The sequence below is a fragment of the Mesorhizobium sp. M0522 genome (assembly GCF_040321085.1).
In the GTDB taxonomy this organism is placed as follows: domain Bacteria; phylum Pseudomonadota; class Alphaproteobacteria; order Rhizobiales; family Rhizobiaceae; genus Mesorhizobium.
On sequence record NZ_JAMYQW010000004.1, the window covers coordinates 161,542 to 188,530 of the forward strand.

At 62.6% G+C, this 26,989-nt stretch carries 24 protein-coding genes; 14 read left to right on the plus strand and 10 right to left on the minus strand.

Annotation, left to right across the window (positions count from 1 at the left end; translation table 11 throughout):
- The first annotated feature begins 24 nt into the window (after window positions 1–24).
- The 3 genes from folD (at window position 25) to NKI58_RS07460 (ending at window position 3,719) form a co-directional block, all read left to right on the plus strand.
- Window positions 25–924 (plus strand): bifunctional methylenetetrahydrofolate dehydrogenase/methenyltetrahydrofolate cyclohydrolase FolD, encoded by a 900-nt coding sequence (gene folD, locus NKI58_RS07450; RefSeq protein WP_352683143.1) that lies wholly within the window; start codon window positions 25–27, stop codon window positions 922–924.
- 16 nt (window positions 925–940) lie between these two features.
- On the plus strand, window positions 941–1,939 hold the full coding sequence (locus NKI58_RS07455) for a GlxA family transcriptional regulator (RefSeq protein WP_023677433.1): 999 nt from the start codon (window positions 941–943) through the stop codon (window positions 1,937–1,939).
- Between the two features lie 112 nt (window positions 1,940–2,051).
- Window positions 2,052–3,719: a vWA domain-containing protein gene (locus NKI58_RS07460; RefSeq protein ID WP_352784810.1), complete on the plus strand. Its 1,668-nt coding sequence runs from the start codon at window positions 2,052–2,054 to the stop codon at window positions 3,717–3,719.
- 45 nt (window positions 3,720–3,764) lie between these two features.
- Here the strand turns inward: NKI58_RS07460 and edd are convergent, their stop codons facing one another.
- The 3 genes from edd to zwf form a co-directional block, all read right to left on the minus strand.
- Window positions 3,765–5,588, minus strand: coding sequence for a phosphogluconate dehydratase (gene edd, locus NKI58_RS07465; RefSeq protein WP_352577530.1), 1,824 nt, complete (start codon window positions 5,586–5,588; stop codon window positions 3,765–3,767).
- Between the two features lie 73 nt (window positions 5,589–5,661).
- A complete protein-coding gene (pgl, locus tag NKI58_RS07470) occupies window positions 5,662–6,375 on the minus strand; it encodes a 6-phosphogluconolactonase (RefSeq protein WP_352577531.1) in 714 nt (237 codons plus the stop codon).
- Window positions 6,357–7,826 carry a glucose-6-phosphate dehydrogenase gene (gene zwf / locus NKI58_RS07475; RefSeq protein ID WP_352784816.1) on the minus strand — a complete coding sequence of 490 codons (1,470 nt, stop codon included), beginning with the start codon at window positions 7,824–7,826 and terminating at the stop codon, window positions 6,357–6,359. The genes pgl and zwf overlap by 19 nt, the downstream gene beginning before the upstream one ends.
- Window positions 7,827–8,100: 274 nt before the next feature.
- Here zwf and NKI58_RS07480 point away from each other — a divergent pair, with 274 nt between their 5' ends.
- Window positions 8,101–8,847: an SDR family oxidoreductase gene (locus NKI58_RS07480; protein ID WP_023677438.1), complete on the plus strand. Its 747-nt coding sequence runs from the start codon at window positions 8,101–8,103 to the stop codon at window positions 8,845–8,847.
- A gap of 63 nt (window positions 8,848–8,910) precedes the next feature.
- Here the strand turns inward: NKI58_RS07480 and NKI58_RS07485 are convergent, their stop codons facing one another.
- The 3 genes from NKI58_RS07485 to NKI58_RS07495 all read right to left on the minus strand — a co-directional run bounded on the left by NKI58_RS07485 (window position 8,911) and on the right by NKI58_RS07495 (window position 12,848).
- Entirely contained in the window at window positions 8,911–9,711 is an 801-nt protein-coding gene (locus NKI58_RS07485; RefSeq protein ID WP_352783614.1) for an SH3 domain-containing protein, read from the minus strand.
- A 259-nt stretch (window positions 9,712–9,970) separates the two neighbouring features.
- The gene (locus NKI58_RS07490; protein WP_352783616.1) at window positions 9,971–11,257 is read right to left on the minus strand and encodes an NAD(P)/FAD-dependent oxidoreductase; all 1,287 of its coding nucleotides are present in this window, start codon (window positions 11,255–11,257) and stop codon (window positions 9,971–9,973) included.
- Window positions 11,258–11,414: 157 nt separating this feature from the next.
- Window positions 11,415–12,848: a glutamine synthetase family protein gene (locus NKI58_RS07495; RefSeq protein WP_352783617.1), complete on the minus strand. Its 1,434-nt coding sequence runs from the start codon at window positions 12,846–12,848 to the stop codon at window positions 11,415–11,417.
- Window positions 12,849–13,015: 167 nt separating this feature from the next.
- On the opposite strand from NKI58_RS07495, the gene NKI58_RS07500 reads away from it, so the two are divergent.
- The gene (locus NKI58_RS07500; protein ID WP_352783618.1) at window positions 13,016–13,732 is read left to right on the plus strand and encodes an HAD family hydrolase; all 717 of its coding nucleotides are present in this window, start codon (window positions 13,016–13,018) and stop codon (window positions 13,730–13,732) included.
- A gap of 32 nt (window positions 13,733–13,764) precedes the next feature.
- Here the strand turns inward: NKI58_RS07500 and NKI58_RS07505 are convergent, their stop codons facing one another.
- The gene (locus NKI58_RS07505) at window positions 13,765–14,154 is read right to left on the minus strand and encodes an ANTAR domain-containing protein (RefSeq protein ID WP_245274728.1); all 390 of its coding nucleotides are present in this window, start codon (window positions 14,152–14,154) and stop codon (window positions 13,765–13,767) included.
- 160 nt (window positions 14,155–14,314) lie between these two features.
- On the opposite strand from NKI58_RS07505, the gene NKI58_RS07510 reads away from it, so the two are divergent.
- On the plus strand, window positions 14,315–14,473 hold the full coding sequence (locus NKI58_RS07510) for a hypothetical protein (RefSeq protein ID WP_352783621.1): 159 nt from the start codon (window positions 14,315–14,317) through the stop codon (window positions 14,471–14,473).
- Window positions 14,474–14,584: 111 nt separating this feature from the next.
- Window positions 14,585–15,046 carry a RidA family protein gene (locus NKI58_RS07515; RefSeq protein ID WP_352783623.1) on the plus strand — a complete coding sequence of 154 codons (462 nt, stop codon included), beginning with the start codon at window positions 14,585–14,587 and terminating at the stop codon, window positions 15,044–15,046.
- 65 nt (window positions 15,047–15,111) lie between these two features.
- On the opposite strand, the gene NKI58_RS07520 is transcribed toward NKI58_RS07515, so the two are convergent.
- Window positions 15,112–15,354, minus strand: a complete 243-nt coding sequence (locus tag NKI58_RS07520; protein WP_023719402.1) for an SMc00767 family acetate metabolism repressor — start codon at window positions 15,352–15,354, stop codon at window positions 15,112–15,114.
- A gap of 78 nt (window positions 15,355–15,432) precedes the next feature.
- Window positions 15,433–16,722 carry an isocitrate lyase gene (gene aceA, locus NKI58_RS07525; RefSeq protein WP_352783625.1) on the minus strand — a complete coding sequence of 430 codons (1,290 nt, stop codon included), beginning with the start codon at window positions 16,720–16,722 and terminating at the stop codon, window positions 15,433–15,435.
- Window positions 16,723–16,958: 236 nt separating this feature from the next.
- Between aceA and NKI58_RS07530 the strand changes: the two genes are divergently transcribed.
- From NKI58_RS07530 to NKI58_RS07560, 7 genes are all read left to right on the plus strand, one after another.
- A complete protein-coding gene (locus tag NKI58_RS07530) occupies window positions 16,959–18,410 on the plus strand; it encodes a helix-turn-helix domain-containing protein (RefSeq protein WP_352783627.1) in 1,452 nt (483 codons plus the stop codon).
- Window positions 18,411–18,607: 197 nt separating this feature from the next.
- Entirely contained in the window at window positions 18,608–19,507 is a 900-nt protein-coding gene (locus tag NKI58_RS07535) for a DUF2167 domain-containing protein (RefSeq protein ID WP_352571625.1), read from the plus strand.
- A gap of 182 nt (window positions 19,508–19,689) precedes the next feature.
- Window positions 19,690–20,643, plus strand: a complete 954-nt coding sequence (locus NKI58_RS07540; protein ID WP_023677450.1) for a DMT family transporter — start codon at window positions 19,690–19,692, stop codon at window positions 20,641–20,643.
- Between the two features lie 352 nt (window positions 20,644–20,995).
- Complete coding sequence (locus NKI58_RS07545) at window positions 20,996–22,093, plus strand: polyamine ABC transporter substrate-binding protein (RefSeq protein ID WP_352783629.1); 1,098 nt, start codon at window positions 20,996–20,998, stop codon at window positions 22,091–22,093.
- Window positions 22,094–22,166: 73 nt separating this feature from the next.
- Window positions 22,167–23,306 (plus strand): ABC transporter ATP-binding protein, encoded by a 1,140-nt coding sequence (locus NKI58_RS07550; RefSeq protein ID WP_352577542.1) that lies wholly within the window; start codon window positions 22,167–22,169, stop codon window positions 23,304–23,306.
- A gap of 9 nt (window positions 23,307–23,315) precedes the next feature.
- Window positions 23,316–24,284 carry an ABC transporter permease subunit gene (locus tag NKI58_RS07555; protein WP_352577543.1) on the plus strand — a complete coding sequence of 323 codons (969 nt, stop codon included), beginning with the start codon at window positions 23,316–23,318 and terminating at the stop codon, window positions 24,282–24,284.
- Window positions 24,281–25,099 carry an ABC transporter permease gene (locus tag NKI58_RS07560; RefSeq protein WP_352577544.1) on the plus strand — a complete coding sequence of 273 codons (819 nt, stop codon included), beginning with the start codon at window positions 24,281–24,283 and terminating at the stop codon, window positions 25,097–25,099. The genes NKI58_RS07555 and NKI58_RS07560 overlap by 4 nt, the downstream gene beginning before the upstream one ends.
- A 7-nt stretch (window positions 25,100–25,106) precedes the next feature.
- Here NKI58_RS07560 and NKI58_RS07565 read toward each other — a convergent pair whose 3' ends face one another.
- Window positions 25,107–26,957 carry an AsmA family protein gene (locus NKI58_RS07565; RefSeq protein WP_352577545.1) on the minus strand — a complete coding sequence of 617 codons (1,851 nt, stop codon included), beginning with the start codon at window positions 26,955–26,957 and terminating at the stop codon, window positions 25,107–25,109.
- Window positions 26,958–26,989 lie beyond the last annotated feature (32 nt).

Below are 26,989 nucleotides of genomic sequence, written 5' to 3' on the forward strand. Positions count from 1 at the left end.
CGCGATAGGCGTCGAGGGTGGTTCATGGCTGAGTTGATTGACGGAAAAAGCGTCGCCGAAGACGTGGTGCGGCGGGTCAAGGCCCTGACCGCCGAACTGGCGGAAAAGGATGGACGGCAGCCCGGTCTCGCCGTGGTCATCGTCGGCGAGGATCCGGCGAGCCAGGTCTATGTCGCCTCCAAATCCCGCACCGCCAAGGAATGCGGCTTCCATTCGGTTCAGCACACGCTGCCGGCCGAAACCTCCGAGCCGGACCTGTTGAAGATCATCGGCCAGCTCAACGCCGATCCGGCCATCAACGGCATCCTCGTGCAGCTTCCGCTTCCCGGCCATATCGATTCCGGCAAGATCATCCAGACCATCGCGCCGGAGAAGGATGTCGACGGCTTCCACTTCATCAATGTCGGCAAGCTCGGCACCGGCGAACTCGAGACCGCCTTCGTGCCTTGCACGCCGGCCGGCTCGATGCTGCTGATCGAACGCGTGCGCGGCAAGGACCTGTCCGGTCTCAATGCGGTCGTCGTCGGGCGTTCGAACATCGTCGGCAAACCGATGGCCAATCTTCTGCTTGCCGCCAACTGCACCGTCACCATCGCACACAGCCGGACCAGGGACCTGCCGGCGCTTGCCCGCACCGCCGATATTCTGGTCGCCGCCGTCGGCCGGTCTGAAATGGTCCGCGGCGACTGGGTCAAGCCTGGCGCCACTGTCATCGATGTCGGCATCAACCGCGTCGCCGCACCTGAAAAGGGCGAAGGCAAGACGCGCCTCGTCGGCGACGTCGCCTTTGCCGAAGCAGCGAAGGCGGCCGGCGCCATCACGCCGGTGCCTGGCGGCGTCGGACCGATGACCATTGCCATGCTGATGGCCAACACGCTAGCTTCCGCCTATCTCGCAGCCGGATTGAAACGGCCTTCCTTCTGACCAGAAAGCAGCGTCCTTGCCGAACCTCACTGTTCCCTTAGAACGGCCGGTCACCAATGATCCCGTTCAGGGCGGGCGGCAGTTCGGGTTTCTGTTGGTCGACAAGTTCTCCATGTTCTCGCTGGCCGCGGCAATCGACACGTTCCGGTCGGCGAACCGGCTGCTCGGCCGCGATTTCTATGGCTGGACTACGGTGTCGGCCGACGGCGACGCCGTCATGGCGTCCAACGGCCTGCCGCTCAAGATCGACTACGCGGTTGCCGATCTGCCGCCGGTCGATATCCTGTTCGTCTCGGTCGGGCTGACGACGGAATTTCCCGGCAAGAGCAAGGTGCTGGCAGCGCTGCGCAGTTGGGGCCGGCGCGGCAATGCGCTCGGCGCGCTTTCGGTCGGCTCCTATTTGCTTGCCGAAGCAGGCCAGCTCGATGGCTATCGCTGCACCATCCATTGGGAAAACCGCGCCGGCTTCCTCGAACGCTTTCCGGACATCAACTGCACCGGCAACGTCTTCGAGATCGACCGCAAGCGCTACACCTGCGCCGGCGGCACCACATCGATCGACCTGATGCTGGAGATCGTGCGCGGTGATTTCGGCTCGAGCCTCGCCAATGGCGTCGCCAACCAGTTCCAGCATGAGCGCATCCGCTCGGCCGGGGACCGCCAGCGCGTCGGCCCGGAACGCGACCTGACCGGCAAGTCGGAGAAGCTGCGCCGCATCGTCGAGCTGATGGCCGACCATCTCGACGAGCCGCTGTCGGCGGTGCAGCTCGCCAAGTCGGCGGGCCTGTCGGTGCGCCAGGTCGAGCGCCTGTTCCTGCGCCATCTCAGTGTGACGCCCGGGCGCTATTATATGCGGCTCAGGCTCGAGCGGGCGCGCGAATTGCTGCGCCAGACCAACATGCCGATCCTCGACGTGGCAATCGCCACCGGCTTCACCTCGCATTCCTATTTTGCCCAGAGCTACCGGCTGCAATTCGGCCGGCCGCCTTCCGAGGAACGCCGCACGGCCTATTGAGGGTTTGGCAGAGAGGCGACGCAGCTTCGTACTCCGTCCGGGCTTGTATCGCGACCCGGCGTCAAATAGCTTTCCGGCGCCGAGCGGCGGCGACTGACGGGGGAGATTTTTGATGGCGGGATTTGTGCAGAGCGTCGCTGCGGCGGCCCTGTTGCTGTGGACGACGGGGTTCGGCTTCGCCGCCGATCGCGTCATCGTCATTCTCGATGCCTCCGGCTCGATGTGGGCGCAGATCGACGGCAAGCCCAAGCTCGAAATCGCCCGTCAATCGCTGCGGAACGTGCTGCAATCGGTCCCGGCCGAGGAGGAAATAGGCTTCATGGCCTATGGCCATCGCGAGAAGGCCAGTTGCGACGACATCGAACTCATCGTGCCACCGCAGGCAGGCTCGGCAAGTGCGATCTCAGCCGCGGCCGACAGCTTGAAATTTCAGGGCAAGACGCCGCTGACCGCTGCGGTCAAGCAAGCGGCGGAAGCATTGAAATACACCGAGGACAAGGCGACGGTCGTTCTCATCACCGATGGCATCGAGACATGTAGCGGCGATCCCTGTGCGCTCGGCAAGGAACTGGAGGCTGCTGGCGTCGACTTCACCGTCAATGTCGTCGGCTTCGGCCTGACGGCGGCCGAGGGCAAGCAGGTCGGTTGCCTCGCCGACAATACCGGCGGCAAATATATCGAAGCGTCGGATGAAAAGGCATTGCAGGACGCCCTCGTCGAGACCGTTGCGCCTCCGCCACCCGCCCCTGAACCGACTCCCGCCCCGCAGCCTGCTCCCCAGCCGGCGCCCGCCCAGCCGGCGGAGTCCAATTTCGTGCCCACCGTCGTGCTTGCCGAGGGTGGCGATCCCGTCACCGACGGCAATGCCTGGGAGATCCACAAGGCGAATTCCGACGGCACGCGCGGCGATCCCGTCACCACCGAATATGGCACCTACAAGGGCAATCTGGAGCCGGGCGACTATATCGTCGTCGCGCGTGCCGGCGAGGCCAGGGCCGAACAGAAGATCAAGATAGAGCCTGGCCAGGTCGCCAAACCGCACTTCAACCTGAATGCCGGCACGCTGGTCATCCACCCGCGGCCAAGCGAAGGAGCGGACGTTGATGACGGCGCGGCTGTCGTAATCGGCTATCCCGGCGTCGACACCCCGCCGACCTACTACGGTGACACGAAAGTCGTGCTGCCGGCCGGTGACCAGAAGGTGACGGTCACGATCGGCCAGGGCATGGTTATCGAGACGATCCCGCTTGCCGCCGGCAGGGTCATCGACAAGGACATCATCGTCGGCGTCGGGCGTATCGTCGCCAACGCCTATTATGCTGCCGGCGGCGACAAGGCCGAGGGTTCGGGCGTCGGCTTCAAAGTGCTCCAGGCGAAAAAGAACGTCGACGGAACCAGGCAGGAGGTGACTTATGCCTACGGTCCGGACAGCAAGTTCGATCTGCCGCCCGACGATTATGTAATGGTCGCGACGGTCGACCTTGCGGTGGCCGAGCAGCCGTTCAGCGTCAAGGTTGGCGACCATCAGGATCTGAAGATCGCGATGAACGCCGGCATGCTGACGATAACCGCGCCAGGGGCCTCGAAGATCGAGATATTCGAGGCCAGGAAGGCCATCGACGGAACCCGCAAGTCGGTCGGCTACGCCTACGACCAGAAGTATCAAGCCACCCTGTCGGCCGGCGACTACGCGGTGGTTTCGGAGAAATCGGACAACAGCTCGAGGGAAGGCACGGTAACAGTCAGGGCCGGCGCGCGAGCCGAGCTGACCGTTCAGTAGATCTAAGGGAGAGCGGCCACCAGCCGCTCTTCCATGGTCGAAAAGTCACGCCGTACCGAAGGCGCTGGCGCCATGGTCGGCGCGTCCCACCAACTGCCGGAACCCGGCGAAAAGCTCGCGGCCGAAGCCGAATTCATTGCCTATGAGGTCGCTGTCCGCGGGGCGGCGCAGTGCGAAATCGTCGGCTGGCACCAGTACCTCCAGCGTCCCGGCCTCGGCGTCGAGCCTGATGATATCGCCGTCATGGATCCTGGCGATAGGCCCGTCCTCCGCCGCTTCCGGCGTCACGTGGATCGCCGCTGGCACCTTGCCTGAAGCGCCCGACATGCGGCCGTCGGTGACCAACGCCACATGCTGGCCGCGGTCCTGCAGGATGCCGAGCACGGTGGTCAGCCTGTGCAATTCCGGCATGCCGTTGGCCTTCGGTCCCTGGAACCGAATGACGGCGATGAAGTCGCCGGTCAGCGACCCCGCCTTGAACGCCTCGTTCAGGCCTTGCTGGCTGTCGAACACCTTGGCCGGCGCCTCGATGACGCGCCGCTCCGGCTTGACCGCCGATGTCTTGATGACGGCGTGGCCGAGATTGCCCGAAAGCACTTTCAGACCGCCGCTCGGCTGGAACGCCTTCTTGAACGGCGCCAGCACCTTCTCGTCCCCGCTCTCGCGCGGCGAAGCCTCGCGCACGACGCCGCCGTCGGCGCCGAGCCTGGCCTCGACCGCGTAGGGGCGCAGCCCTTCTCCCCACACCGTCTGCACATCCTCGTGCAGGATGCCTGCGTCGAGCAGTTCGCGGATCAGGAAGCCGAGCCCGCCGGCGGCGTGGAAGTGGTTCACATCGGCAAGGCCGTTCGGATAGACTCGCGCCAGCAGCGGCACGGCTTCCGAGATGTCGGAAATATCCTGCCAGGTAATGGCGATGCCGGCCGCCGCTGCCATGGCGATCAGGTGGATGGTGTGGTTGGTCGAACCGCCGGTGGCGTGCAGGCCGACGATGCCGTTGACGATCGAGCGCTCGTCGATCATCCGCCCGACCGGCGTGTAGGCGTTGCCGAGCGCGGTGATCGCCAGCGCCCGCTTCGTCGCTTCCCTGGTCAGCGCGTCGCGCAGCGGCGTGCCGGGATTGACGAAGGAAGCGCCAGGCGTGTGCAGGCCCATGATCTCCATCAGCATCTGGTTGGAATTGGCGGTACCGTAGAAAGTGCAGGTTCCCGGCCCGTGATAGGATTTTGATTCGGCTTCGAGCAGTTCGGCCCGCCCGGCCTTGCCCTCGGCATAGAGCTGGCGGATCTTGGCCTTTTCGTCGTTCGGAATGCCGGTCGTCATCGGCCCGGCCGGGATGAAGACCGCAGGCAGATGACCGAAGGTCAGCGCCGCGATCACCAGCCCGGGCACGATCTTGTCGCAAACGCCGAGATAGACGGCGGCATCGAACATGTTGTGCGACAGGCCGATTGCCGCGGCCATGGCGATCACGTCGCGCGAGAACAGCGACAGCTCCATTCCGGGCTGGCCCTGGGTGACGCCGTCGCACATCGCCGGCACGCCGCCGGCCACCTGGGCGATGCCGCCGGCCTCGCGCGCCGCGTCCTTGATCAGCGCCGGAAATGTCTCGAAAGGCTGATGTGCCGACAGCATGTCGTTATAGGAGGTGATAATGCCGAGATTCGGCACCCGGTCGCCGCCAAGCGCTACCTTTTCGGAAGGGCTGCAGACGGCAAAGCCATGGGCCAGGTTGCCGCAGGACAGCACGGCCCGGTTGGCGGTGCGGTTCGAGGCTTCGGCGATGCGGCCGAGATAGGCCTCGCGACCGGGCTTTGAGCGCTCACGGATGCGCTGGGTGATGGCTTCGATGTCGCGTCTTGCGGTCATGGCGGTCGGTCCTTTCAGGCGAGGTCCCGCAGACACCTTCCGGCTGTTGCCGGGACCTGCAGCCAAGTTGAGATCAGGGTGCCCAGAAAACCTCTACGGGCTTTTGAGTGGCATCGAGCACGGCGCGAATGGGCTTTCGTGCTCCAGCTCCAAGCGCGGCCTCGAATGCGGTGCGTTTTTCCGCGCCCTCGATGTGCAGCGCGATGAAGGCGGCATTGATGATCCGCGCCAGTGACAGTGTCAGCCGTGGCTCGCCGGCACTTGCCGCGTGAACCGGAAGCACGATCCTTTGCGACGACGGATCGAGCAATCTTGCCAGGTTGTCGGCATCCGGAAAGAACGAGGCGGTGTGGCCATCAGTTCCCATGCCGAGCACAACAACGTCGACTGGCCAGGGCAGCACTTGCAGCGCCTCACTGTCGGAGACCGCCGCACCCTCGATCGTTGCCGCGGCGTGGTAGAGCGGCACGAAATTCGCGGCGGCGGCCGCGTTCTGTAGCAGGTTGGCGGCAACCAGGCCGGCATTGGAGCGCGGCGATGAGGGCGGCACGAAGCGCTCGTCGACCAATGTTATCGTCACCTTTTCCCAGGCGATCGGAACTGTCGAAAGCGCCGCGAAGAATTTCGCCGGCGTCGTGCCGCCCGAGACCGCAAGCAGCGCCGTGCCGCGCTCGGCGATCGCCTTTGACAGACGGCCGGCGACGTGGCCGGCAAGCGCTGTCGCCAACTCCTGGCGTCCGGCAAATTCGTGCCAGTTGTAGGCGCCGCCTAATTGCTCTCGTGCCATGTCCGCCCGTCGCGTTCGATCAGCGCAATCGAGGCCGAGGGGCCCCATGTGCCGGCGGTGTAGCCTTGCGCCTCTTGCCTGCCGCTTTCCCAGGCGTCCTGGATCGGGTCGATCCATTTCCACGCCGCCTCGACCTCGTCGCGGCGCATGAACAGCGTCTGGTTGCCACGGATGACGTCCATGATCAGCCGCTCATAGGCATCGGGGGCGCGGCCGTCGAAGGATTGCGCAAAACTCATGTCGAGCGGAATCTGGCGCAGCCGCATGCCGCCGGGCCCCGGATCCTTGATCATGATGAACTGCTTGACGCCCTCGTCGGGCTGCAGCCTGATGACCAGCTGGTTGGCGGAGATCGGCCCGGCGCTCTCGCCGAAGATCGAATGCGGGATCGGCTTGAATTCGATGACGATCTCCGAAACGCGCGTCGCCAGCCGCTTGCCGGTCCGGAGATAGAACGGCACGCCCGCCCAGCGCCAGTTGCCGATCTCGGCTTTGAGCGCAACGAAAGTCTCGGTGTTGCTGTTCTTGCCGAGCTCCTCGACATAGCCTTTCACCGGCCCGCCGGCCGAGGCGCCGGCACGGTATTGTCCGCGCACCGTGTGCTTCGGCGCTTCGTTGCCGTTGATGCGCTTCAGCGCCCGCAGCACCTTCAGCTTTTCGTCACGGACGGCATCGGCGTCCATCGACGACGGCGCCTCCATGGCGACGAGGCAGAGCAGTTGCAGCATGTGGTTCTGCACCATGTCACGCAATGCGCCGGCCTTGTCGTAATAAGTGACGCGGTCTTCCAGGCCGACTGTCTCGGCCACGGTGATCTGCACATGATCGACATTGGCGGAATTCCAAAGCGGCTCGTAGAGCGCGTTGGCAAAGCGCAGCGCCATCAAATTCTGGACCGTCTCCTTGCCGAGATAGTGATCGATGCGGAAAATCTGGCTTTCATGGAAGTCGTCGCCGACCAGATCGTTGAGCGCGCGCGCCGAAGCTAGATCACGGCCGATCGGCTTTTCCAGCACGATGCGCGAATTCGGCGTGATCAGCCCGTGCTCCTTCAGCTTGTGCGAGATGTCGCCGAACAGTGCCGGCGCCACCGCCAGATAGAAAGCGCGGATGTGTTCGCTGTCGCCGATCGCCTTCTCCAGCCTGTCGAAGCCGGCACCTGTGGTTGCATCTGCCGGGACATAGGAAAGCCGTGCGAGGAACGTCTTCAGTTCCGTGGCGTCGATATCTTCCGGCTTCACGTGGTCGGCAATCGCCTGCCTGGCGAAAGATTGGAACTCCTCGTCTGTCATCTTCGAACGCGATGCGCCGATGATGCGCGTCGGCTCGGAAAACTGGTGGTCGCGTTGGCGGTAGTATAGCGACGGCAGAAGCTTGCGTTCCGACAGATCGCCAGTGCCGCCGAAAATGATGAAGTCGAAAGGATCGACGGGGATGATCTGGCTGGTCATGGTCTGTCCGCTCTGACGCCGGTCGCGATAACGCGGCTGATATAATCTAATCGATTTAAACTTGCCAGTGCCATTGCGTCACATCCGCGTGTGCTCTTGACACCGGCGCTGGCCGGAGGCTTGTCGGCAAGCGATGCTTCCGGGAGCGTTCGCAGGTGCAGCATAGAGCGGGATCAAGGCGAAAGCCAAACGAGAAATCGGCAATGGACACACATCTTTCGATGGCCATGGCCAAACGCGTTTTCGATCGTCTTCAACGATGAGTGAGAAAAGCATGCGCCTCAAAAACAAGGTCGCCATCATCACCGGCGCTGCCTCGGGTTTTGGCGAGGGCATGGCCAGGCGCTTTGCCGAGGAGGGCGCGCGCGTAGTCGTCGCCGATCTGAACGCCAAGGGCGCAGAGCGCGTTGCCGGCGAGATCGGCGAAAAGGCGATCTGGACCCAGACCGACGTCTCGCTGCGGTCCGAATTCGACGACATGGTCCATGCTGCAATGAGCGCCTTCGGCCGCATCGACATCATGGTCAACAACGCCGGTTATACCCATCGCAACGGTGACATGCTGGAAGTCGACGAGGCGACCTTCGACCTGATCACGTCAGTCAACATGAAGGCGATCTACCACGCAGCGCTTGCCGTGGTACCGGTGATGGAGCGGCAAGGCGGTGGCGTCATCCTGACGACGGCCTCCACGGCCGGTATCAGACCGCGGCCCGGCCTCACCTGGTACAATGCATCGAAGGGCTGGGCGATCACCGCGACCAAATCGATGGCGGTGGAACTCGCGCCGAAGAACATCCGCGTCAACTGCCTCTGCCCAGTTGCCGGCGAGACCGGCATGCTCGCGAAATTCATGGGCGCCGACACACCCGAGATCCGCGAGAAGTTCCGCGCGTCGATCCCGCTCGGCCGGCTTTCGACGCCGCTCGACATAGCCAATGCCGCGCTTTGGCTCGCTTCGGACGAGGCGGCTTTCATCACCGGCGTGGCGCTGGAAGTCGACGGCGGGCGTTGTATTTGAACGGTCCGGTTATCCGGCGGAGGACCGGCTGATGGCGAGCGACCCGCAATCGCTCTGCCGGCCCTACGCCCCGGTTTTGACGTAGCTCTTGTAGATCCATCCGCGCTTGCCGTTGTAGACGATCTGGCACCATTGCTTGCAGCTCATCACTTGCACCGAGGTCTTGGCCGGCACGGTGAGAATGGCGGCCGCATTCTTTTTTGGGCCGGTGCGCATGGTGACGGATCTCAGGATGCGTCCGGTACCGGCAGTATTGGCTTTTCCGGATTTTGCCTTGGTGCTGTTGTCGTCTTCGCTCGCGGTCTGCGTCGGCAGTTGCGGCTTGGGCGTGGGGATGGCGGCGGTCTGCGCGCCATCGGGCCCGCTGTTTTTCGTTGAGCTGCCGGGAGCCGCGACCTTGGCAAACAATGCCGCAGCGTCGGGTTTTGCTGCCGGGTCGGCGAATGCCACCGAAGCAGACGATTTATCGGTCGCCTGCTCGGTCTGGCTTGCCAGCTGGTCGGATGCTGCCGTGGCGGCGGCCGATGCTGTCTTTGGCCCCGTCCAGCGCGGATCATTGGGAGCCAGCGCTGGTATCTCGGCTTCCGCTGCGGCCACCGCTGGGGAAACCGCATCTGCCTTGCCCGTCGTCCGCGGCGCCGCAGCAAGCTTGGCAGGCATGATCTTCGTCGTCTTGACCGGGATGGTCGGAACGATCTGCTCAGGACTTGCGGCCGCTTGCCGCTCATTTGCCGGCAATGCCAGCCACAGTGCCACCGCGGCAACGCCGAGCAGTGCGGCCGTGCCAAGCGCGGCTATCACCAGATGCGCGTTCGACCGGACCCCGTGCCAGAACGTCGGCCGCATATCGTAACCGAATTGCATCGCAAGGCGCCGTCGTTCCGGCGCGCCGAAACTGAAGGGCTCTCTCACACTTGCCACCTCCATTTGCGGGCCGATGTTCTTACGACCCATGCCGGAGAGCCGGCATTTCGATCGGCATCGGTCCCAAACCAAAAGCGGGCAGGCCCGCAAAAATTCCCCGTTCAGCTGCCCACGAGCATCATCTTTCGCCCGCGATTGTGGCATCACTGCGCCCTTGGCGGGAATTCTGCGCCCTGGTTAAGGATTCTGCGACGTCTGGTTAAATCCTGTCCCGCAACGCGTACCAGTTGAGCGCAAGAAAGAGCAGTGGCGCGCGCAAACGCCGGCCGCCGGGGAAGGGTGGAATTTTCAGGTCCTCGATCAGCTTCAGCCGGTCGCGGTTGCCGGCGACCGTCTCGGCATAAAGCTTGCCGAAAAAGTTCGACAGCATGACGCCGTGGCCGGAATAACCGCCGATCGAGGTCACATTGGGCATCACTTCGCGCACGAACGGCTTTCTCGGCACGGTGATGCCGACATAGCCGCCCCAGCCATGGGTGATCTCGACGTCCTTCAGTGCCGGATAAATCTCGGCAATCTGCCGGCGGATGTGGATGTGGATGTCCTTGGGATCGTTGACCGCATAGATCTCGCGCCCGCCAAACAGCAGCCGCCCATCCTTCGATTTGCGGAAATAGCGCACGACGAAGCGCGAATCGTCGACCGCCTCGCCACCCGGTAGTACTTTGGAATCGGCTCCCAGCAGTACCGTCGCGCCGATGAAGGAGCCGATCGGCATGATATGCGCGGCACTCACCGGTTCGAGCGTACCGCCATAGGCATTGACCCCGATCAGGCATTTAGCGGCGGCGATCGTGCCCTTCGGCGTCACAACCCTCACCTTGCCGCCGCTGGAGGTGATGCCGGTTGATGACGTCTGCTCGAATAGCTTTGCGCCGGCCTCTGCCGCCACCTTTGCGGTGCCGATGACCAGTTTCAGCGGATGGATGTGGCCGGTGCCGGTGTCGCGGGTGCCGCCGAAATAATGCGTCGAGCCCAGCCGCTCGGCTGTCTCCGCGGCATCCATGAATGAGATGTGCGGATAGCCGAAACGGCTCGCCATGATGTCGGCATGCGCCTTGTAGTCGTCGACATAGCGCTTCTTGTGCGCCACCGACATCTGGCCGGGCATATAGTCGATCTCGATCTGGTGCATCGCGGCAAAGTCGAGCAGATGCGCCTTGGCCTCTTCGGCCAGGTCGAACAGCGCCTTGGCGCGGGAAAAGCCGTATTCCGCTTCCAGTTCCTCGGCCCAGGCCCGTTGTCCGGTGCCGAGCTGGCCACCATTGCGGCCCGATGCGCCGTCACCGAAACGATGCGTTTCGATAAGCACGACATCCGCGCCTGTCTTAGCGAGATGAGCCGCCGCCGACAGACCGGTAAAGCCGCCGCCGACAATCACCACATCGCATGTCCGGTCGCCGTCGAGCGCCGGATATTCTGGCCTTGGCCCGGCCGTGTCTTCGTACCAGGAGCGGCCGGGGGAGATTGGGGATTGGTAAATCATAGGCGCGCCGCCATTCGGCAGCGGTGAATACGGTGAATGGTGAATGGTGAATGGTGAATAGAATACAAAGCGGCCCGCTTGCCGCCGGCGAAAACATTTTTCATCTCAACCATTCACCATTCACCATTCACCATTCACCATTCACCATTCACCCCCTTCACACATTCAGCAGCAAATACTCCCTCTCCCACGGGCTGATCACTTCCATGAAGGTCTCGAATTCCGCTCGCTTGATCGCCGTATAGGTGGCGGCAAATGACTTGCCGAGCAGGGCGCAGAGTTCCTCGTCGGCCTCGAACAGGTCGACGGCTTCGAGCAGGCTGCGCGGCAGGTCGATCTGGTCCTCGTTGGCGGTCGTCAGAACCGGCGGCTCGGCCTGGATCTTGTTGGTCATGCCGATCAGCCCGCAGGCGAGCGATGCCGCCATCGCCAGATAGGGGTTGGCGTCAGAGGAGGGAATGCGGTTTTCGACGCGCCGCGCCGCCGGGTCGGAGCGGGGCACGCGGAAGGCCGTGGTGCGGTTGTCGTAGCCCCATTTGTTGTTGACCGGCGCCGAGGCCGACTGCGTCAGCCGCCGGTAGGAATTGACGTAGGGCGCAAACATCACCAGCGCGTTGGGCACATGTTTCTGCATGCCGCCGATGAAATGGAAGAAGGCCTCGGTCTCCGAGCCGTCCTCCGCCGAAAAAACGTTCTTGCCGGTCTTCTTGTCGATGATCGACTGATGGATATGCATGGCCGAACCGGGCTGCCCTTGGATCGGCTTGGCCATAAACGTGGCGTAGATCTCGTGCTTGAGCGCCGCCTCGCGGATGGTTCGCTTGAACATGAACACCTGGTCGGCGAGCTCGATCGGATCGCCGTGACGCAGATTGATTTCGAGCTGGCCGGCGCCCTCCTCGTGGATCAGCGTGTCGATCTCCAGGCCCTGGCTTTCAGAGAAATGGTAGATGTCGTCGATCAATTCGTCGAATTCGTTAACCCCGGCGATCGAATAGCCGGCGCCGCCGCCGATCGGCCGTCCCGATCGACCTACCGGCGGGGTCAGCGGATAGTCCGGATCGGGGTTCTTGCGCACCAGGTAGAACTCGATCTCGGGTGCCACGACCGGCCTCAGCCCACGCTTGTCATAGGCGGCAAGCACGCGCTTCAGCACGTTGCGCGGCGTGAACTCGACCGAGCGGCCGTCCTGGTGGACGAGGTCGCAGATAACCGCCGCGGTAGGGTCCTCCTCCCACGGCACCACCGTCAGCGTCGAGAGGTCAGGCATCAGCTTGAGGTCGCCGTCGTCCTCCGGATAGTGGAAGCCGTTGCCGTCCTCCGGATAGCCGCCGGAAATCGTTGTCATGAACACCGCCGAAGGCAGCGCCAGCGAGGTGTTGGAGGTGAACTTCTTCGATGGCATCATCTTGCCGCGCGCAACCCCGGCCTGGTCGGGTGTGATGCATTCGATATCTTCGATGCCGCGCCATTCCAGCCAGGCGCTGACTTCCTTCCAGTTCTTGACGCCACGTTGGTTTTTCACGAAGGCAGGCGTGCGGGCGCGTCCTCCGCGGCTCGACGGACGGACTTCCTTTTTTGCAGGCGGCATCAATCACCAGATTTGTTGCAGATTGTGGAGTATAGCCGTTGCCGACGACGAAAGGGAAGGGGAGCCGGCTGGCGTGCGCCTCGATAACCGGGGGAACACAACGACTTTCGGATAAAAGCCTCCTGGTCTAGGGTCGGCCTCCCGCAACGCTGCAATTAATGGTCCCCATGCAACACAGCCGCAAACTGACGACGATCGGCTTCGACGCCGATGACACGCTGTGGCAGAACGAACAGTTCTTCCGCGTGACCGAGAAGCGCTTTGCCGCACTGCTCGCCGATCACGCCGAGGAGGACCGGATTTCAGCAAGATTGCTGGAGGCCGAGAAGCGCAACCTCGCGGTCTACGGCTTCGGCATCAAGGGGTTCACGCTGTCGATGATCGAGACGGCGATCGAGGTCACCAACGGCCAGGTGCCGGCCTCGACTATCGCCGAAATTCTCGCCGCGGGCCGCGAGATGCTCAACCATCCGATCGAGCCGCTTCCGCATGCGCGCGAAACCGTGGAAAAGCTGGCCGGCGCCTACCGCCTGGTGCTGATCACCAAGGGCGACCTGTTCGACCAGGAACGCAAGCTGGCGCAATCCGGGCTGGGCGAGCTGTTTGATGCCGTCGAGATCGTCAGCGACAAGAGCGCGGCCATCTATAGCCGCATCTTCAGCCGCCACGGCGACGGCCCGGAAAAGGGCATGATGGTCGGCAACTCGCTCAAATCGGACGTCGTGCCGGCCATCGAAGCCGGCAGTTGGGGCATCCACGTTCCGCATGAGCTGACCTGGGTGCTGGAACATGTCGAGGCGCCGGTCTCGGCACCACGCTTTCGCCAGGTAGCCAATCTCGGTGAACTGCCGGGCTTGATCGAGCGTATCGGCGAGATTGATTGATCAGGTCTGCAGCCGAGGCATCACGGTAGGCGTCAATTGCGGCTAATTGCGATCAGCCGGTCGATCACCGGCTGCAGCCGTTCGGTGGTGATCGGCTTGACGACCACTGCATCGATGACGCTGGACAGGCCCAGGCTCTCCGGCGTGCCGGTCTTGACTGAAAGCAGGATCACCGACGGAAGCGATCTGCCTGACGCCCTTCGCAGTGCATCGATACCCGACAGCAAGGCGTCGCAGTCCCCATTCTCCGCACCGCCGTCGAGAACGACAGTCCCGGGAATCAGCGCGTGCAAGGCCTTTGCCGCGGTTTCGGGAGTTTCCGAGATCGGTTTGAGGCCGGACCGCTCCACGATTTTTGAAACCACGACGCGGTTGATCGGTGATTTTCCGACCACCAGCACCCGCGAGAAATCCGGGAGCATCCGCGTCTCCATGTCCCGGCTGACAAAAGGCAGCTGTTTTGCAGTCTCGATATCGCGATTCGCTGGGCACATGGCGGGGCAGGCCGTTGTTCAATGTTTCAATGCAGGGTTGAAACTCGAGAGGTAATTGGCGTGAGATCACTGCTCATGTCAAGCTCAAATGGCGTATCAGGAGAATATCGCAAGAAACATTAAAATTAAAATTAAGTGCTTTTCTTTGCCGCCGCCCGAAGAAGAAGTTGCCACCACAACCGGGCAGGCTCAGCTAAGTTTGGCTTTGCAGCGCGAACGCACCAACTCACAGCCGCAGCCGGGTTGACGTAAGGTTGGACGAAGGCGAGTCAGGCCTGTCGCCAGCTTGTCGTATCGCCTCGCCGGACTACCCTTCCTCGTTGGCTAAGCACGTCTCTTTGACCGACGGGAGATGACGATGGAACTCGTGACTCACAAGAAATTCAAAAATGGCCGGTTGATGCCATGGGGAAAGGGTACGGTCGTTACCGGCGCAAAGGGGTTTGTCTACCTTTCCGGAAACACCGCGACGGCCGACGACTACGATCCGATCGGCAAAAGCGGCGGCGCCGCCATTGGCGATGCAGCGGCACAGTGGCGCGCAATTCTCACCAATATCAAATCAGATCTGGAGGAGCTTGGCAGTGCGCTCGAGCATCTCATCCGGCTGACCTTCTTTGTTAAGGAGCCATTTCCAGATGGCGGCGTGCTGAGCTCTCCCAATTTCCGCCTGGACGTCTTGGACGAATTCTTTGCGGTGCACTGCCCGAAGCACTGCAGCTACAACAACCCGCCGCCCTCGGAAGTTATTGGCGTTGCAGCGCTTGCGCAGCCTGATCTTGTCATTGAAATCGTTGCATTAGCGGCTCTGCCGGATTAGGCAAAGCCGCGGCGTGCGGGGTGCGATAACATGCGCTCAAAAAAGGCGCGGTGCGGTAGAATTCATCAGTCGTGGCTCCGTTGCGTGACGATGACCGGGATCAGCAGATCGCCCCAGTTGCCGTCGCCGCCATGGTGTCGTGCCGAGCGCACCAGCTCGACCGAGACGCCGGCCTCGACCGCCTTCATCACCGACTGATTGAGCCTGTGCAGATCGTTCGCCAGCATTCGGATGGTTGCCTGCTGGTCGACATTCATGCTGGTGGCCTGCTCTTCGGCCCGTTCCTTGACGCGGCTTATCGAAGCCATTGGTCTTCTCCCTGTGTTGCCATGCCTGTTGTGTTGCCATGCCCGTTTGGGCGTTCCCTCTGTTTGTCTGCTACCCCGCTATTCCGCCGCCGGCCTGAACTGGGCGTGCTCGGTCGATCCACGCATGGCCGTGGTCGAAGACTGGCCACCGGTGATCGCCATCGAGACGGCGTCGAAATAGCCGGTGCCGACCTCGCGCTGGTGCTTGGTGGCGGTGTAGCCATTGGCTTCTGCGGCGAATTCCGCCTCCTGCAGTTCCGAATAGGCGGCCATCTGCCGCTCCTTGTAGCCGCGGGCGAGCTCGAACATGCCGAAGTTGAGCTGGTGGAAACCGGCCAGCGTAATGAACTGGAACTTGTAACCGATGGCGCCGAGTTCCTTCTGGAAGTTCGCAATCGTCGCGTCATCGAGATTCTTCTTCCAGTTGAAAGACGGCGAGCAATTATAGGCAAGCAGCTTGCCTGGATGATGCTTGCGCACGCCTTCGGCAAACGTCCTGGCCTGCGCCAGATCGGGCTTGGAAGTCTCGCACCAGATCAGGTCCGCATAGGGCGCATAGGCGACGGCGCGGGCGATGCAGGGCTCGATGCCGTTGCTGACATGGTAGAAGCCCTCCGCCGTGCGGCCGGCGCCATAATCGACGAAGGGCTGGTCGCGTTCGTCGATGTCGGAGATCAAGAGCTTTGCCGCTTCAGCGTCGGTGCGCGCCACGACCAGCGTCGGCGTGCCCATGACGTCGGCGGCAAGCCGCGCGGCGTTGAGGTTGCGGATGTGTGCGGCGGTCGGGATCAGTACCTTGCCGCCGAGATGGCCGCATTTCTTCTCCGAAGCCAGCTGGTCCTCGTAATGGACGCCGGCCGCACCCGCCTCGATGAACGCCTTCATGATCTCGAAGGCGTTGAGCGGGCCGCCGAAGCCGGCTTCCGCGTCGGCGACGATCGGCGCGAACCAGGTGTCGACCGACAGCCCGTTGCCTTCCGAAGTCTCGATCTGGTCGGCGCGCTGTAAGGTGCGGTTTATGCGCTTGACCAGTTCGGGCGCGGCATTTGCGGGATAAAGCGACTGGTCCGGGTACATGGAGGAAGCGGTATTGGCATCAGCGGCGACCTGCCATCCTGACAGATAGATCGCTTTCAGCCCGGCCCGCACCTGCTGCATCGCCTGGTTGCCCGACATGGCACCCAGCGCGTTGACGAAATCCCCTTCATGGATGAGCTGCCACAGCCGGTTTGCCCCCATTTCGGCGAGGCTCTGCCGGATCTGCACCGAGCCGCGCAGCCGCTTCACGTCGTCCGGCGAATAGGGCCTTTCGATGTCATCAAAGCGGCCTTGCGGCGCCGAGGGGACGAGGTTGTAAAAGTCGGTCATTGATCACTCCAGGCGGTTTTGATGCCGGTTTAGGAAGGCGTTGCAGAGGGAAAATATGTGCGCCATATGTGACATCATTTACACGTCGGCACGACGCAAGCGAGGTAAACCTCCTGATCAGTCATAAAATAAGGGAAAACCTGTGTTGTGTTTGACTGATGAGAGCTGTAAATCTGTCATGATTGTAAAGGCCGCCATGCCATTGGCGGATGTAAATTTCTGTCAAGGGCAGTCGATTGGCCGACCACAAAATCTTTGCCGGGCCGCGCATTCGTCGCATCCGCAACGCCAAGGGGCTGACCCAGACGGCGATGGCCGAAGGGCTCGGCATCTCGCCGTCCTATCTCAATCTCATCGAGCGCAACCAGCGGCCGCTGACGGTGCAACTGATCCTGAGGCTGGCAACCGTCTACAAGGTCGACCCACATGAATTGCAGGGCGAGGCGAGGGGGTCGGTCGCCGATTTGAAGGAAGTGTTTTCAGATCCGCTGCTGGCCGGCGAACTGCCGGGCGACCAGGAACTCATCGAGCTTGCCGAGGCGGCGCCCAACGCTTCCGCCGCTGTCATAAAACTGTTTCGCGCCTATCGCGAGCAGGCCAAGCGATTATCGGATCTCAACGAGCTGCTCGCGCGTGAGGGCAAGGCGACCGCACTCTCCGGTGCCCGGCTGCCGATCGACGAGGTGCATGAGATTTTCGAACGCCGGCCGAACCATTTTGCCGCGCTCGAAGAGGAAGCCGAGGCATTCACGTCGGTGCTCGATCCTGGCGACGATCTGTTCAGTGCGTTGAAGGCTTGGCTGCGGCGTGAATTCGGCATCGTCGTCAAGGTACTGCCGGTCGCCACCATGCCCAACTGGCGCCGTCGCTATGACCGTCACTCGCAACGCCTGTTCCTGTCCGAGCGGCTGTCGCCATTCGATCAGCTGCGCGAGGTGGCTATGGAGGCCTGCCTGATCCGCATGAGCGTCGCTGTCGCCGCCGAGATCCAGGCGCTGAAGCTGACCACGGACGAAGCCCGCCGGCTGGCGCGTTTCGAGCTCGGCCGCTATGCCGCGCACGCTCTGATGATGCCCTATCAGCCTTTTCACGCCGCTGCGGTCCGCACCCGCTACGATATAGACATGTTGCGGTCGCGCTTCGGCGTTTCCTTCGAGCAGGCGGCGAACCGGCTGGCCACGCTGCAGCGGCCGGGTGCGTCAGGTGTGCCGTTCTTCATGCTCGAGGTCGACAGTGCCGGCAATCGGTTCCGCAAGGCGGGCAGCCACGGCTTTCCGCAAAGCCGCTTCGGCGGCGGCTGTCCGAGGCTGCCGGTCCATGCCGCCTTCGCCCAGCCCGGCCAGATCCTGGTCGAGGCAGTGGAAATGCCCGACGGCGCGGCGTTTCTCTGCATTGCCCGCACGCTCGAAGGGCCGCAGGGCTCGTTTGCCGAGCGACCGCGGCGCACGGCGCTGCTGCTCGGCTGCGACATCGGTTTTCGCGACGAGGTCGTCTATGGAGCGGCATTGCCGGGGCCGGCCGCGATCGGCAAGACCGGACAGAGCGCCGCTGCGCTGGCGACGCCGGTCGGCCCTGCCTGCCGGCTGTGCGAACGCATCGGCTGCCTCGCCCGCGCCGAGCCACCCGTTACACGTCCGCTCGGCCTCGACGAGATGGTCACGGGACTGTCGGCGTTCGATTTCCAGTGATTCGGCTCCAGCAATATTGCGGCTGAATCTTCGACCAAAGGACCTCATCTGTTCCTGCGGCGGCAACCAGTAAGCTGGTTCGCGGTTGCCGGCCAAAATATTGGTTCAGCCAAAATATTGATTCAGCCGAATATTGATTCAGCATTGACGGGTACGGTATCAAAAAAAAGAACTGCGCAACGGTCGGGGGATCAATGATGGGCAGGACAGTTTTTTGGCTTGGCTTGGCGCTCGCGTTTTCCGCCGATCCCGCTTTGGCTGAAAAGTCCTCGGATTTCTTCAATTCCTATCAACACTATAATGATGCCGGCAAGGCGTTCCTGGACAAGATCGATCCGAAGACCGGCGCGATAAATCTTGCCGAAGGCATCCATCTCGACCTCAAGGACAAGTTCTATTTTCTGGACAAGAAAGACACGCTCTCCGTACTCACCGAAGCCTGGGGCAATCCGCCCGACTCTGGTTCCGATGCCCTCGGCATGATCTTTCCAGTCTCCCATGATCCCATTGCCGACAACAATTGGGGGATAGAGCTGCGCTGGGAAAAGATCGGTTACGTCGACGACAGCGACGCCGCGTCCATCGATTACAATGAACTGCTGCGCAACATGCAGTCAGACACTCTGTCCGGCAACGATCAGAGGGTAAAGGATGGCTATGCGCCCATTACGCTGATCGGCTGGGCGTCGCCGCCGGTTTATGACGCGGCCCACAAGCGCCTGCACTGGGCCAAGGAGCTGCAATTTGGCAACGATGCCGCCCATACGCTCAACTACGACGTCCGTTTCCTTGGCAGGGAGGGCGTCTTCGTGATGAGCTATATCGCGACGGTGGAACAATTGCCGGAGATAAGGCAAAGCCTGGATGAAGTGCTTGGCCTCGCGGACTTCAATACCGGCAAGACATACGCCGATTTCGTGCCGGGCGTCGATACGGTTGCGGCGATTGGCGTCGGTGGCCTGATTGCCGGCAAGCTGGCGGCGAAAGCAGGTTTTCTGGTCGTGGCGCTGATCGCGCTGAAAAAGTTTGGCCTGCTCCTGCTGATTCCGCTGGCCGGTCTCTGGCGTTTTATCCGCGGCAACAAGAGCACCTCGTAACGCATCATCGACAGGTCGCCTCGGATCATCGCCGGGCGAGGGGCGAGGCGCCGTCATCAGTGCGCCAAAGGGAACATCGAACTGGATCACGCCCGGCCTTCTGCTTTGCGTTACGCGAATTAGGCACGTCTCTGTCGTCCATTGCACATCGTGCTGCTCCGAATTCGCCGACAGTCGTACCCATGACCGATACCGCATCATCTCCGGTTGCCGCTTCGCCGATCGTGTCGCCGCAAGGGGAACGCGTCGGCTTCCTGCTGGTATTCCTGTCGGCGTTGATGTGGAGCTTCGGCGGCAGCATTGCGCGCTTCATCGACAACGCCGACAGCTGGACGGTGGTGTTCTGGCGCTCGGTCTGGGCCGCCGCCTTCCTGCTCTGCTTCATGGTCTGGCGCGACGGCTGGCGTGGCACGCTGAAGCTGTTTCGCGGCATGGGCCTGGCCGGCCTTGCGGTGGCGTTCTGCTTCGCCACGGCGTCGACCTCTTTCGTCGTGGCGCTTGCCTATACCACCGTCGCCAACATCCTGTTGATGCAGGCCGGCGTGCCGCTTCTGGCGGCGCTGTTTGCCTGGGCGCTGTTTCGCGAACGGGTGGCGGTGGCGACCTGGGTGGCGATCGCCGCCGTCATTGTCGGCGTCGCCATCATGGTGTCGGAATCGCTCGATGGCGCGGTGTCGCCGATCGGCGACGGGCTGGCGCTGCTCATCGCTGTCATGTTCTCGATCGCCACCGTCATCACGCGCCGCTTTGCCCATGTGCGCATGACGCCGGCGACCTGCCTCGGCACGATGCTGGCGGCCGCCTTTGCGGCATCGCAGGCGTCGGCGCTGGGCGTCTCCAGCCATGATATGGGCTTCCTCTTTGCCTTTGGCGTGATCAATCTGGGACTTGGTCTCGCCTTCTTCGCCACCGGAGCCCGGCTTGTTCCGGCCGCCGTCGCCGCGCTGCTCGGCACGTTCGAACCTATCCTTGGCCCGATCTGGGTCTGGCTCATCCATTCCGAGGTGCCGTCGGCGCGCACCATCGTCGGCGGTGCGGTCGTGGTCACCGCGCTGCTCGTCCATATCGGGCTCGAGTTCAAGCGTCAGACGCGGCCCGCGCGAGCGGGCGTCACCGGTGTGCCGTCACCTAATTAATGCAGTGCGCGCGTCAAAGCGAGATGAACCATTGACAACGTCGCAGCCGCGCGGGCAGGCTGCGATCACGGCAACAACAAGACAGGCGTATCTTGCCAAGTCTCCATGCCGGCCGCATCGAGGCCGGACAATATCGTCGTCTCCCTGCCCGCGCCGTAGCGAAAGCTTCCGACGGCGTCGGAACACCACCAACGCCACGCCAGGTCTTCGCTGTCGGCTCGCCGCCGAACGATAATGGCGCCGGCAATTCGCGCTTGTCGCCTGCCTGCAAGCCCAATACCTTGAAGCAAATGCCCAGCCGCGCGGACGCCGCGACGAGCTGGCGACGGAACACTCATCAAAGGAGAATAGCATGATCCGCAAAGCGCTCTGGCTTTCGGCGACTTCGGCGTTTCTGGCAGTTTTTACCTTGGGCGCGCATGCCGAGGACCGTGTCGTCAACGTCTTCAACTGGTCGGACTATATCGACAGTTCGATCATCGACGACTTCACCAAGGAAACCGGCATCAAGGTCGTCTACGACACTTTCGATTCCAACGAGATCCTGGAAACGAAACTGCTCGCCGGCGGCAGCGGCTACGATGTCGTCGTGCCCAGCGGCAATTTCCTTGCACGCCAGATCCAGGCGGGTGTGTTCCAGAAGCTCGACAAATCGAAACTGCCGAATATTTCCAACATGTGGGATGTTATTTCGGAACGGACCAATGAATACGACCCAGGCAACGAATATTCGGTCAACTATATGTGGGGAACGGTCGGCATCGGCTACAACATCAAGAAAGTGCAGGCGGCGCTCGGCTCCGACAAGATCGACAGCTGGGACGTGTTCTTCAATCCCGAAAGCCTGGCCAAATTGAAGGACTGCGGCGTCTATGTGCTGGACTCGCCGGCGGACATGATACCGGCGGCACTGAAATATCTCGGTCTTGACCCGAACAGCACGTCTGCCAACGATATCGCCAAGGCCGAGGAGGCTCTGCTCAAGGTCCGGCCCTATATCCGCAAGTTCCACTCTTCCGAATACATCAATGCCCTGGCCAACGGCGACATCTGCGTGGCGGTCGGCTTCTCGGGCGACATCTTCCAGGCGCGCGATCGCGCCGATGAAGCCAAGCAGGGCGTCGAGATCGGCTACTCCGTGCCGAAGGAAGGGGCACAGATATGGTTTGATCAGATGGCGATCCCGGCCGATGCACCGCACGTCGCCGAGGCACACGAATTCGTCAACTACATGATGAAGCCGGAAGTGATCGCCAAATCATCAAATGCCGTTCTGTACGCCAACGGCAACAAGGCTTCGCAGCAGTTCATCGACAAGGCGATCCTGGAAGATCCGGCGATCTATCCGGATGCAGCCACGTTGCAGAAGCTCTACACCGTATCGCCTTACGATCCCAAGACCCAGCGCAACATCACCCGCACCTGGACCAAGATCGTCACCGGCCAATAGCAATCTGACCAGGCCCCGGCAGCCGTTGCCGGGGCCGCTTTCTCATGGGGCAAGCAGCAGGACGGAGTGGGACATGAAATCGCTTGGCAGCATCCGCAGGGATTTTGCGCCATGGAACGATCCGAACGCCAAGCCATACATCCAGTTCGACAACGTCACCAAGAAATTCGGTGAGTTCACAGCGGTCAACAACCTGTCGCTGACCATTTTCGAACGCGAATTCTTTGCCTTGCTCGGGGCCTCAGGCTGCGGGAAATCGACGCTGCTTAGGATGCTTGCCGGCTTCGAGGAGCCGACCGCCGGCCGCATCCTGCTCGATGGCCAGGATCTGCGCGGCATTCCGCCCTACCGGCGGCCGGTCAACATGATGTTCCAGTCCTACGCCTTGTTTCCGCACATGACGGTTGAGAACAACATCGCCTTCGGCCTCAAGCAGGAAGGCATGGCCAAGGCCGACATCGACAAGCGCGTCGCCGAGATGCTGAAACTGGTCAAGCTCGAGCAGTTCGCCAAGCGCAAACCGCACCAATTGTCGGGTGGCCAGCGCCAGCGCGTCGCGCTCGCGCGCTCGGTGGCCAAGCGGCCGAAAGTCCTGCTGCTCGACGAGCCGCTTGGTGCGCTGGACAAGAAGCTGCGCGAGGAAACCCAGTTCGAGCTGATGGACCTGCAGCAGAACCTCGGCCTCACCTTCGTCGTCGTCACCCATGATCAGGAAGAGGCGATGACGATGGCCGACCGCATCGCCATCATCGACAAGGGCGAGGTGATGCAGGTGGCGACGCCGGCCGAGGTCTACGAGGCGCCGGGCTCGCGCTTCGTCGCCGGCTTCGTCGGCAACGTGAATATGTTCGACGGCAGGATCGCGGCTGGCGAGGCCGGCAGCGCAAGCATCGACGCCGGCAACGGCATCACCATCCGCACCGAAAATGCCGGCAGTGCGACCGCCGGAACATCCGTCACCTTCGCCATCAGGCCGGAGAAGATCAAGGTGTCTTCGACGAAACCGGCCGGTGCCGTCAACGCCATCGAGGGCGAGGTCTACGACATAGCCTATCTCGGCGACATGACCGTCTATCACGTCAGGCTGGATGACGGTCAGGTGGTGCGGGCGAGCACCATGAACGCGGCACGCCTCACCGAGGACCCGCTGACCTGGAACGACCGCGCCTGGGTCTCTTTCCGCCCCGACGCCGGCGTCGTCCTGACGCGGTAGGAGCTGATCATGTCCGCTGTCACCGCCGCAACAAGCTCTCCGGCAAGCGCTGCCGGCAAATCCGCCTTGGTCAGGCTGGGAGCGGCCTTCGTTAGCCGGCTCGTCATCATCGTCCCCTACCTCTGGCTGCTGTTCTTCTTTCTCGTCCCTTTCATCATCGTCTTCAAGATTTCGCTGTCGCAGACTGCGATCGCCATGCCGCCCTACACGCCGGTGCTTGATTTCCGCAGCGGCATTTCCGGGTTTATTTCAGAATTCGGCGCACTGAATTTCGACAACTATACCTGGCTGACGCAGGACGCGCTGTATTTCAATGCCTATGTGACGAGCGTCATCGTCGCCGCCATCTCGACGGTCCTGACATTGCTGGTTGGCTATCCCATAGCCTATGGCATGGCGCGCGCCCCGGCGACGATTCGCCCGACCTTGTTGATGCTGGTGATCCTGCCGTTCTGGACCTCGTTCCTGATCCGTGTCTACGCCTGGATTGGCATCCTCAAGCCCGAGGGCCTGCTCAACCAGCTGCTGCTCGCCACCGGCATCATCAGCCAGCCGCTGATCATCCTCAACACCTATACGGCGATCTTCATCGGCATCGTTTACTCCTATCTGCCGTTCATGGTGCTGCCGCTCTATTCGTCCTTGGAGAAAATGGACCATTCTCTGATCGAGGCGGCCAAGGATCTCGGCTGCCCGCCGACCAGCGCCTTCTGGAAGATCACCTTTCCGCTGTCGCTGCCCGGCGTCATCGCCGGCTGCCTCCTGGTGTTCATTCCTGCTGTCGGCGAGTTCGTCATCCCCGACCTGCTCGGCGGCTCGCAGACGCTGATGATCGGCAGGACGCTGTGGAACGAGTTCTTCGCCAACCGCGACTGGCCAGTGTCGTCCGCGGTTGCCGTCATCTTGCTGCTGCTGCTGATCGTGCCGATCATGCTCTTCCAGCGAGCCCAGGCGCGCGCCCAGGAGCAGGACCAATGAATGCGACCTGGAGCCGCTTCAACATCACTTCGATCGTGCTCGGCTTTGCCTTTCTTTACCTGCCGATCGTCCTGCTCGTTGTGTTCTCTTTCAACGAGTCGAAGCTGGTCACCGTCTGGGGCGGCTTTTCGACGAAATGGTATGTGTCGCTGTTCCACAATCGGGGTCTGATGGACGCCACCTGGGTGACGGCCCGCGTCGGCGTCATCTCGGCCACGGTGGCGACCGTGCTCGGCACGCTGGCGGCGCTCACCTTGACACGCTACACGCGCTTTCGCGGCCGGCTGCTGTTTTCGGGCATGGTGTTTGCGCCGCTGGTCATGCCGGAAGTCATCACCGGCCTGTCGCTATTGCTGCTCTTCGTCGCCGTCGGCCTCGACCGCGGCTTTCTGACGGTGACGCTTGCCCACACCACGCTTACCATGTGCTTCGTGGCGGTGGTGGTTCAGTCGCGCCTGATCACTTTCGATCGTTCGCTGGAAGAGGCCGCGATGGATCTCGGTGCGCCACCGGTGAAGACCTTCTTCCAGATCACGCTGCCGGTTATCATGCCGGCGATCGTCTCCGGCTGGATGCTGGCCTTCACGCTGTCGCTCGATGATTTGGTTATTGCCAGCTTCACCTCGGGACCCGGCGCCACGACGCTGCCGATGAAGATCTACAGCCAGGTCCGCCTTGGCGTGACGCCGGAAATCAACGCAGCGTGCACCATCCTGATCGCGGTCGTCGCAGTTGGCGTGATCATCGCTTCGCTCGCAAACAAACGCCGCGAGGTGCAGCGCCAGCGCGACGAGCAGGCGGCGCAGCGAGGTTGAAGGCTCGCTACTCTCCCGAAACGCCGCGGCTTATCGGCGAGATGAACGGCGTGCTCCACGTGCCGCCGACGAAGAACGACGACTGCTTGGGCGCCTGGCCGTTCGTCTGCGTGGCAGCTTGGCTCGGCTGGACGATGCCGCCGGACAGCGCCAGCCCGCGTCCGGCATAGGATGCGATGCCGGAAAGCCAGATCTTGTATTGCGCGGAATTCACCTCGGCCTTGTCGATGCGCGCCACGCCGTTCGAAATGCTCGCCTTGAGCTCGGCCCCGTCGATCGGCAGCGTTCCGTCCGAGACGTCGTCCAGCGCGAAGAATCCGCCCTGTTCGGTGTGCTTGAGGAACGCCGGCAGGTTAAGCCGGCTCAGCGCACCCGCGCCGAACGTCGCGGACAGCGAGCCATTGGCGTTTTCGAAAATCGAGTCCCAGGTTCTGCCAGGCCCCTTGAGGATGACCGAAACGGTTCCAGTGCCGATCGGCACCAGCCGCGTCATCCCGGCCGCGGTGCCGAAAGCGCCGCCGTCGATATCGGAAGCAAGCAGCCGGATCTCGACTTCCGTGCCGGCGGGCTTGCGGTCGAAACGGACGCTGCTCTGGACGTTGCCGCCAAAGGCGGATGCATCCGAGATGTCGAAGGCGGCAAGGCCGTTCTTGACCTGGGCAGTGGCAGCGACGTCGGCAAGCTGGATGGCGCCGGCGGTGGCATGCGCCGCCGACAGCCTGAGATCGAGATTGATCCGGTCGGCGAAGCTTGTGTCGATTTCGCCCGGGCCGGTGCCGCCGGCGGATGGTACCGGCGTAAAGGCGGAGAGAAATGATCTGAGGTCGAGCGTATCGAAGGCAAGTGTGCCGGAGATCACCGGCAGTGCCTCACCATAGGTGAAGTCCAGCGCACCCATTCCCGGGTTGTTGTCGAGGGTCAGGGCCGTGTTTTCAAATTTGACGCGCCCGGCCGTCGCCGTGATCTTGCTTGAAACCGAGATCGAGCCGATTGCGGCACCGGGCGCGATGCCGGCCTGCGACCATTCGAGCACGCGTCGGAGCGAAGGTGCGGCGAATTTTGCCTGGCCGTCGAAATAGCCGTTCTCCGACATGCTGGCGCGGCCGTCGAACGAAAAACTGGCCGGTGCCGCCTTGAAGGAAAATGTGGCCGGTGCTGTACCGCCACCAAACAGCACGAGCGGGCTCGGCGATGCGGCGTCGATGGCAACACTTTCGCCGCGCCATATCCCGGTCGCCGACAGCGTCGCATTGCTGTTCATCGCGGCCCAGTTCGCCTGGCCGCTCAGGCTGCTCAATATCTCCTGGTCCTTGCCGCCGATGGCAGCCACTACGCGGCCGTCCCTGAACTCGACTGTGCCGAACGGATCTGTCGGCAGCTTGCCGAGATCCGGCTTGGCGGGATTTGTGTTGACCACCGCGCGGGCAGCATCGATCGAACGCGTAATGCGCCCGCCGCTGGGAATCGCAGGCAGGAAAAACCCGCTCGCGGTACGCTGAACCCGGATCGTCGGTCGTACCAGCCGCGCCGTCGAAAACATCACATCGCCACGCAGCGCCGCCATGGCCGAGAGGTCGACCTCGACCCGTTCGGCCTCGACCACGGGCGGCGCATCCGTCTCCGTCCATTGCGACAGCGTCACGTCGCTCAGGATCGCCCGGAAATTCGGCCAGACCTCGATGCGCGGCGCGCCGTCGATGGTGACCCGGAAACCGCTCCACGCGCTCATTTCCCACGCGATACGGTCGCGTACGATGCGGGTCGAGGCGATCAACGGCAAGGCTGCGACAACCAGCGCGATGACGATGACGGCTGCGCCGATCGCCCATATACCGCGTCGGATCAAAGGTGATGGCATATCGCCCCGTATGCTTCCATTCCGACAAAATC

What these genes read in the sequence shown, in the direction of transcription:
- folD (WP_352683143.1), top strand. Translation starts at nt 25, where the DNA reads ATGGCTGAGTTGATTGACGGAAAAAGCGTCGCCGAAGACGTGGTGCGG.
- NKI58_RS07460 (WP_352784810.1), top strand. Translation starts at nt 2,052, where the DNA reads ATGGCGGGATTTGTGCAGAGCGTCGCTGCGGCGGCCCTGTTGCTGTGG.
- edd (WP_352577530.1), bottom strand. Translation starts at nt 5,588, where the DNA reads ATGACCGCAAGACGCGACATCGAAGCCATCACCCAGCGCATCCGTGAG.
- pgl (WP_352577531.1), bottom strand. Translation starts at nt 6,375, where the DNA reads ATGGCACGAGAGCAATTAGGCGGCGCCTACAACTGGCACGAATTTGCC.
- zwf (WP_352784816.1), bottom strand. Translation starts at nt 7,826, where the DNA reads ATGACCAGCCAGATCATCCCCGTCGATCCTTTCGACTTCATCATTTTC.
- NKI58_RS07480 (WP_023677438.1), top strand. Translation starts at nt 8,101, where the DNA reads ATGCGCCTCAAAAACAAGGTCGCCATCATCACCGGCGCTGCCTCGGGT.
- NKI58_RS07485 (WP_352783614.1), bottom strand. Translation starts at nt 9,711, where the DNA reads ATGCAATTCGGTTACGATATGCGGCCGACGTTCTGGCACGGGGTCCGG.
- NKI58_RS07490 (WP_352783616.1), bottom strand. Translation starts at nt 11,257, where the DNA reads ATGATTTACCAATCCCCAATCTCCCCCGGCCGCTCCTGGTACGAAGAC.
- NKI58_RS07495 (WP_352783617.1), bottom strand. Translation starts at nt 12,848, where the DNA reads ATGCCGCCTGCAAAAAAGGAAGTCCGTCCGTCGAGCCGCGGAGGACGC.
- NKI58_RS07500 (WP_352783618.1), top strand. Translation starts at nt 13,016, where the DNA reads ATGCAACACAGCCGCAAACTGACGACGATCGGCTTCGACGCCGATGAC.
- NKI58_RS07505 (WP_245274728.1), bottom strand. Translation starts at nt 14,154, where the DNA reads ATGCTCCCGGATTTCTCGCGGGTGCTGGTGGTCGGAAAATCACCGATC.
- NKI58_RS07510 (WP_352783621.1), top strand. Translation starts at nt 14,315, where the DNA reads ATGGCGTATCAGGAGAATATCGCAAGAAACATTAAAATTAAAATTAAG.
- NKI58_RS07515 (WP_352783623.1), top strand. Translation starts at nt 14,585, where the DNA reads ATGGAACTCGTGACTCACAAGAAATTCAAAAATGGCCGGTTGATGCCA.
- NKI58_RS07520 (WP_023719402.1), bottom strand. Translation starts at nt 15,354, where the DNA reads ATGGCTTCGATAAGCCGCGTCAAGGAACGGGCCGAAGAGCAGGCCACC.
- aceA (WP_352783625.1), bottom strand. Translation starts at nt 16,722, where the DNA reads ATGACCGACTTTTACAACCTCGTCCCCTCGGCGCCGCAAGGCCGCTTT.
- NKI58_RS07535 (WP_352571625.1), top strand. Translation starts at nt 18,608, where the DNA reads ATGGGCAGGACAGTTTTTTGGCTTGGCTTGGCGCTCGCGTTTTCCGCC.
- NKI58_RS07540 (WP_023677450.1), top strand. Translation starts at nt 19,690, where the DNA reads ATGACCGATACCGCATCATCTCCGGTTGCCGCTTCGCCGATCGTGTCG.
- NKI58_RS07545 (WP_352783629.1), top strand. Translation starts at nt 20,996, where the DNA reads ATGATCCGCAAAGCGCTCTGGCTTTCGGCGACTTCGGCGTTTCTGGCA.
- NKI58_RS07550 (WP_352577542.1), top strand. Translation starts at nt 22,167, where the DNA reads ATGAAATCGCTTGGCAGCATCCGCAGGGATTTTGCGCCATGGAACGAT.
- NKI58_RS07555 (WP_352577543.1), top strand. Translation starts at nt 23,316, where the DNA reads ATGTCCGCTGTCACCGCCGCAACAAGCTCTCCGGCAAGCGCTGCCGGC.
- NKI58_RS07560 (WP_352577544.1), top strand. Translation starts at nt 24,281, where the DNA reads ATGAATGCGACCTGGAGCCGCTTCAACATCACTTCGATCGTGCTCGGC.
- NKI58_RS07565 (WP_352577545.1), bottom strand. Translation starts at nt 26,957, where the DNA reads ATGCCATCACCTTTGATCCGACGCGGTATATGGGCGATCGGCGCAGCC.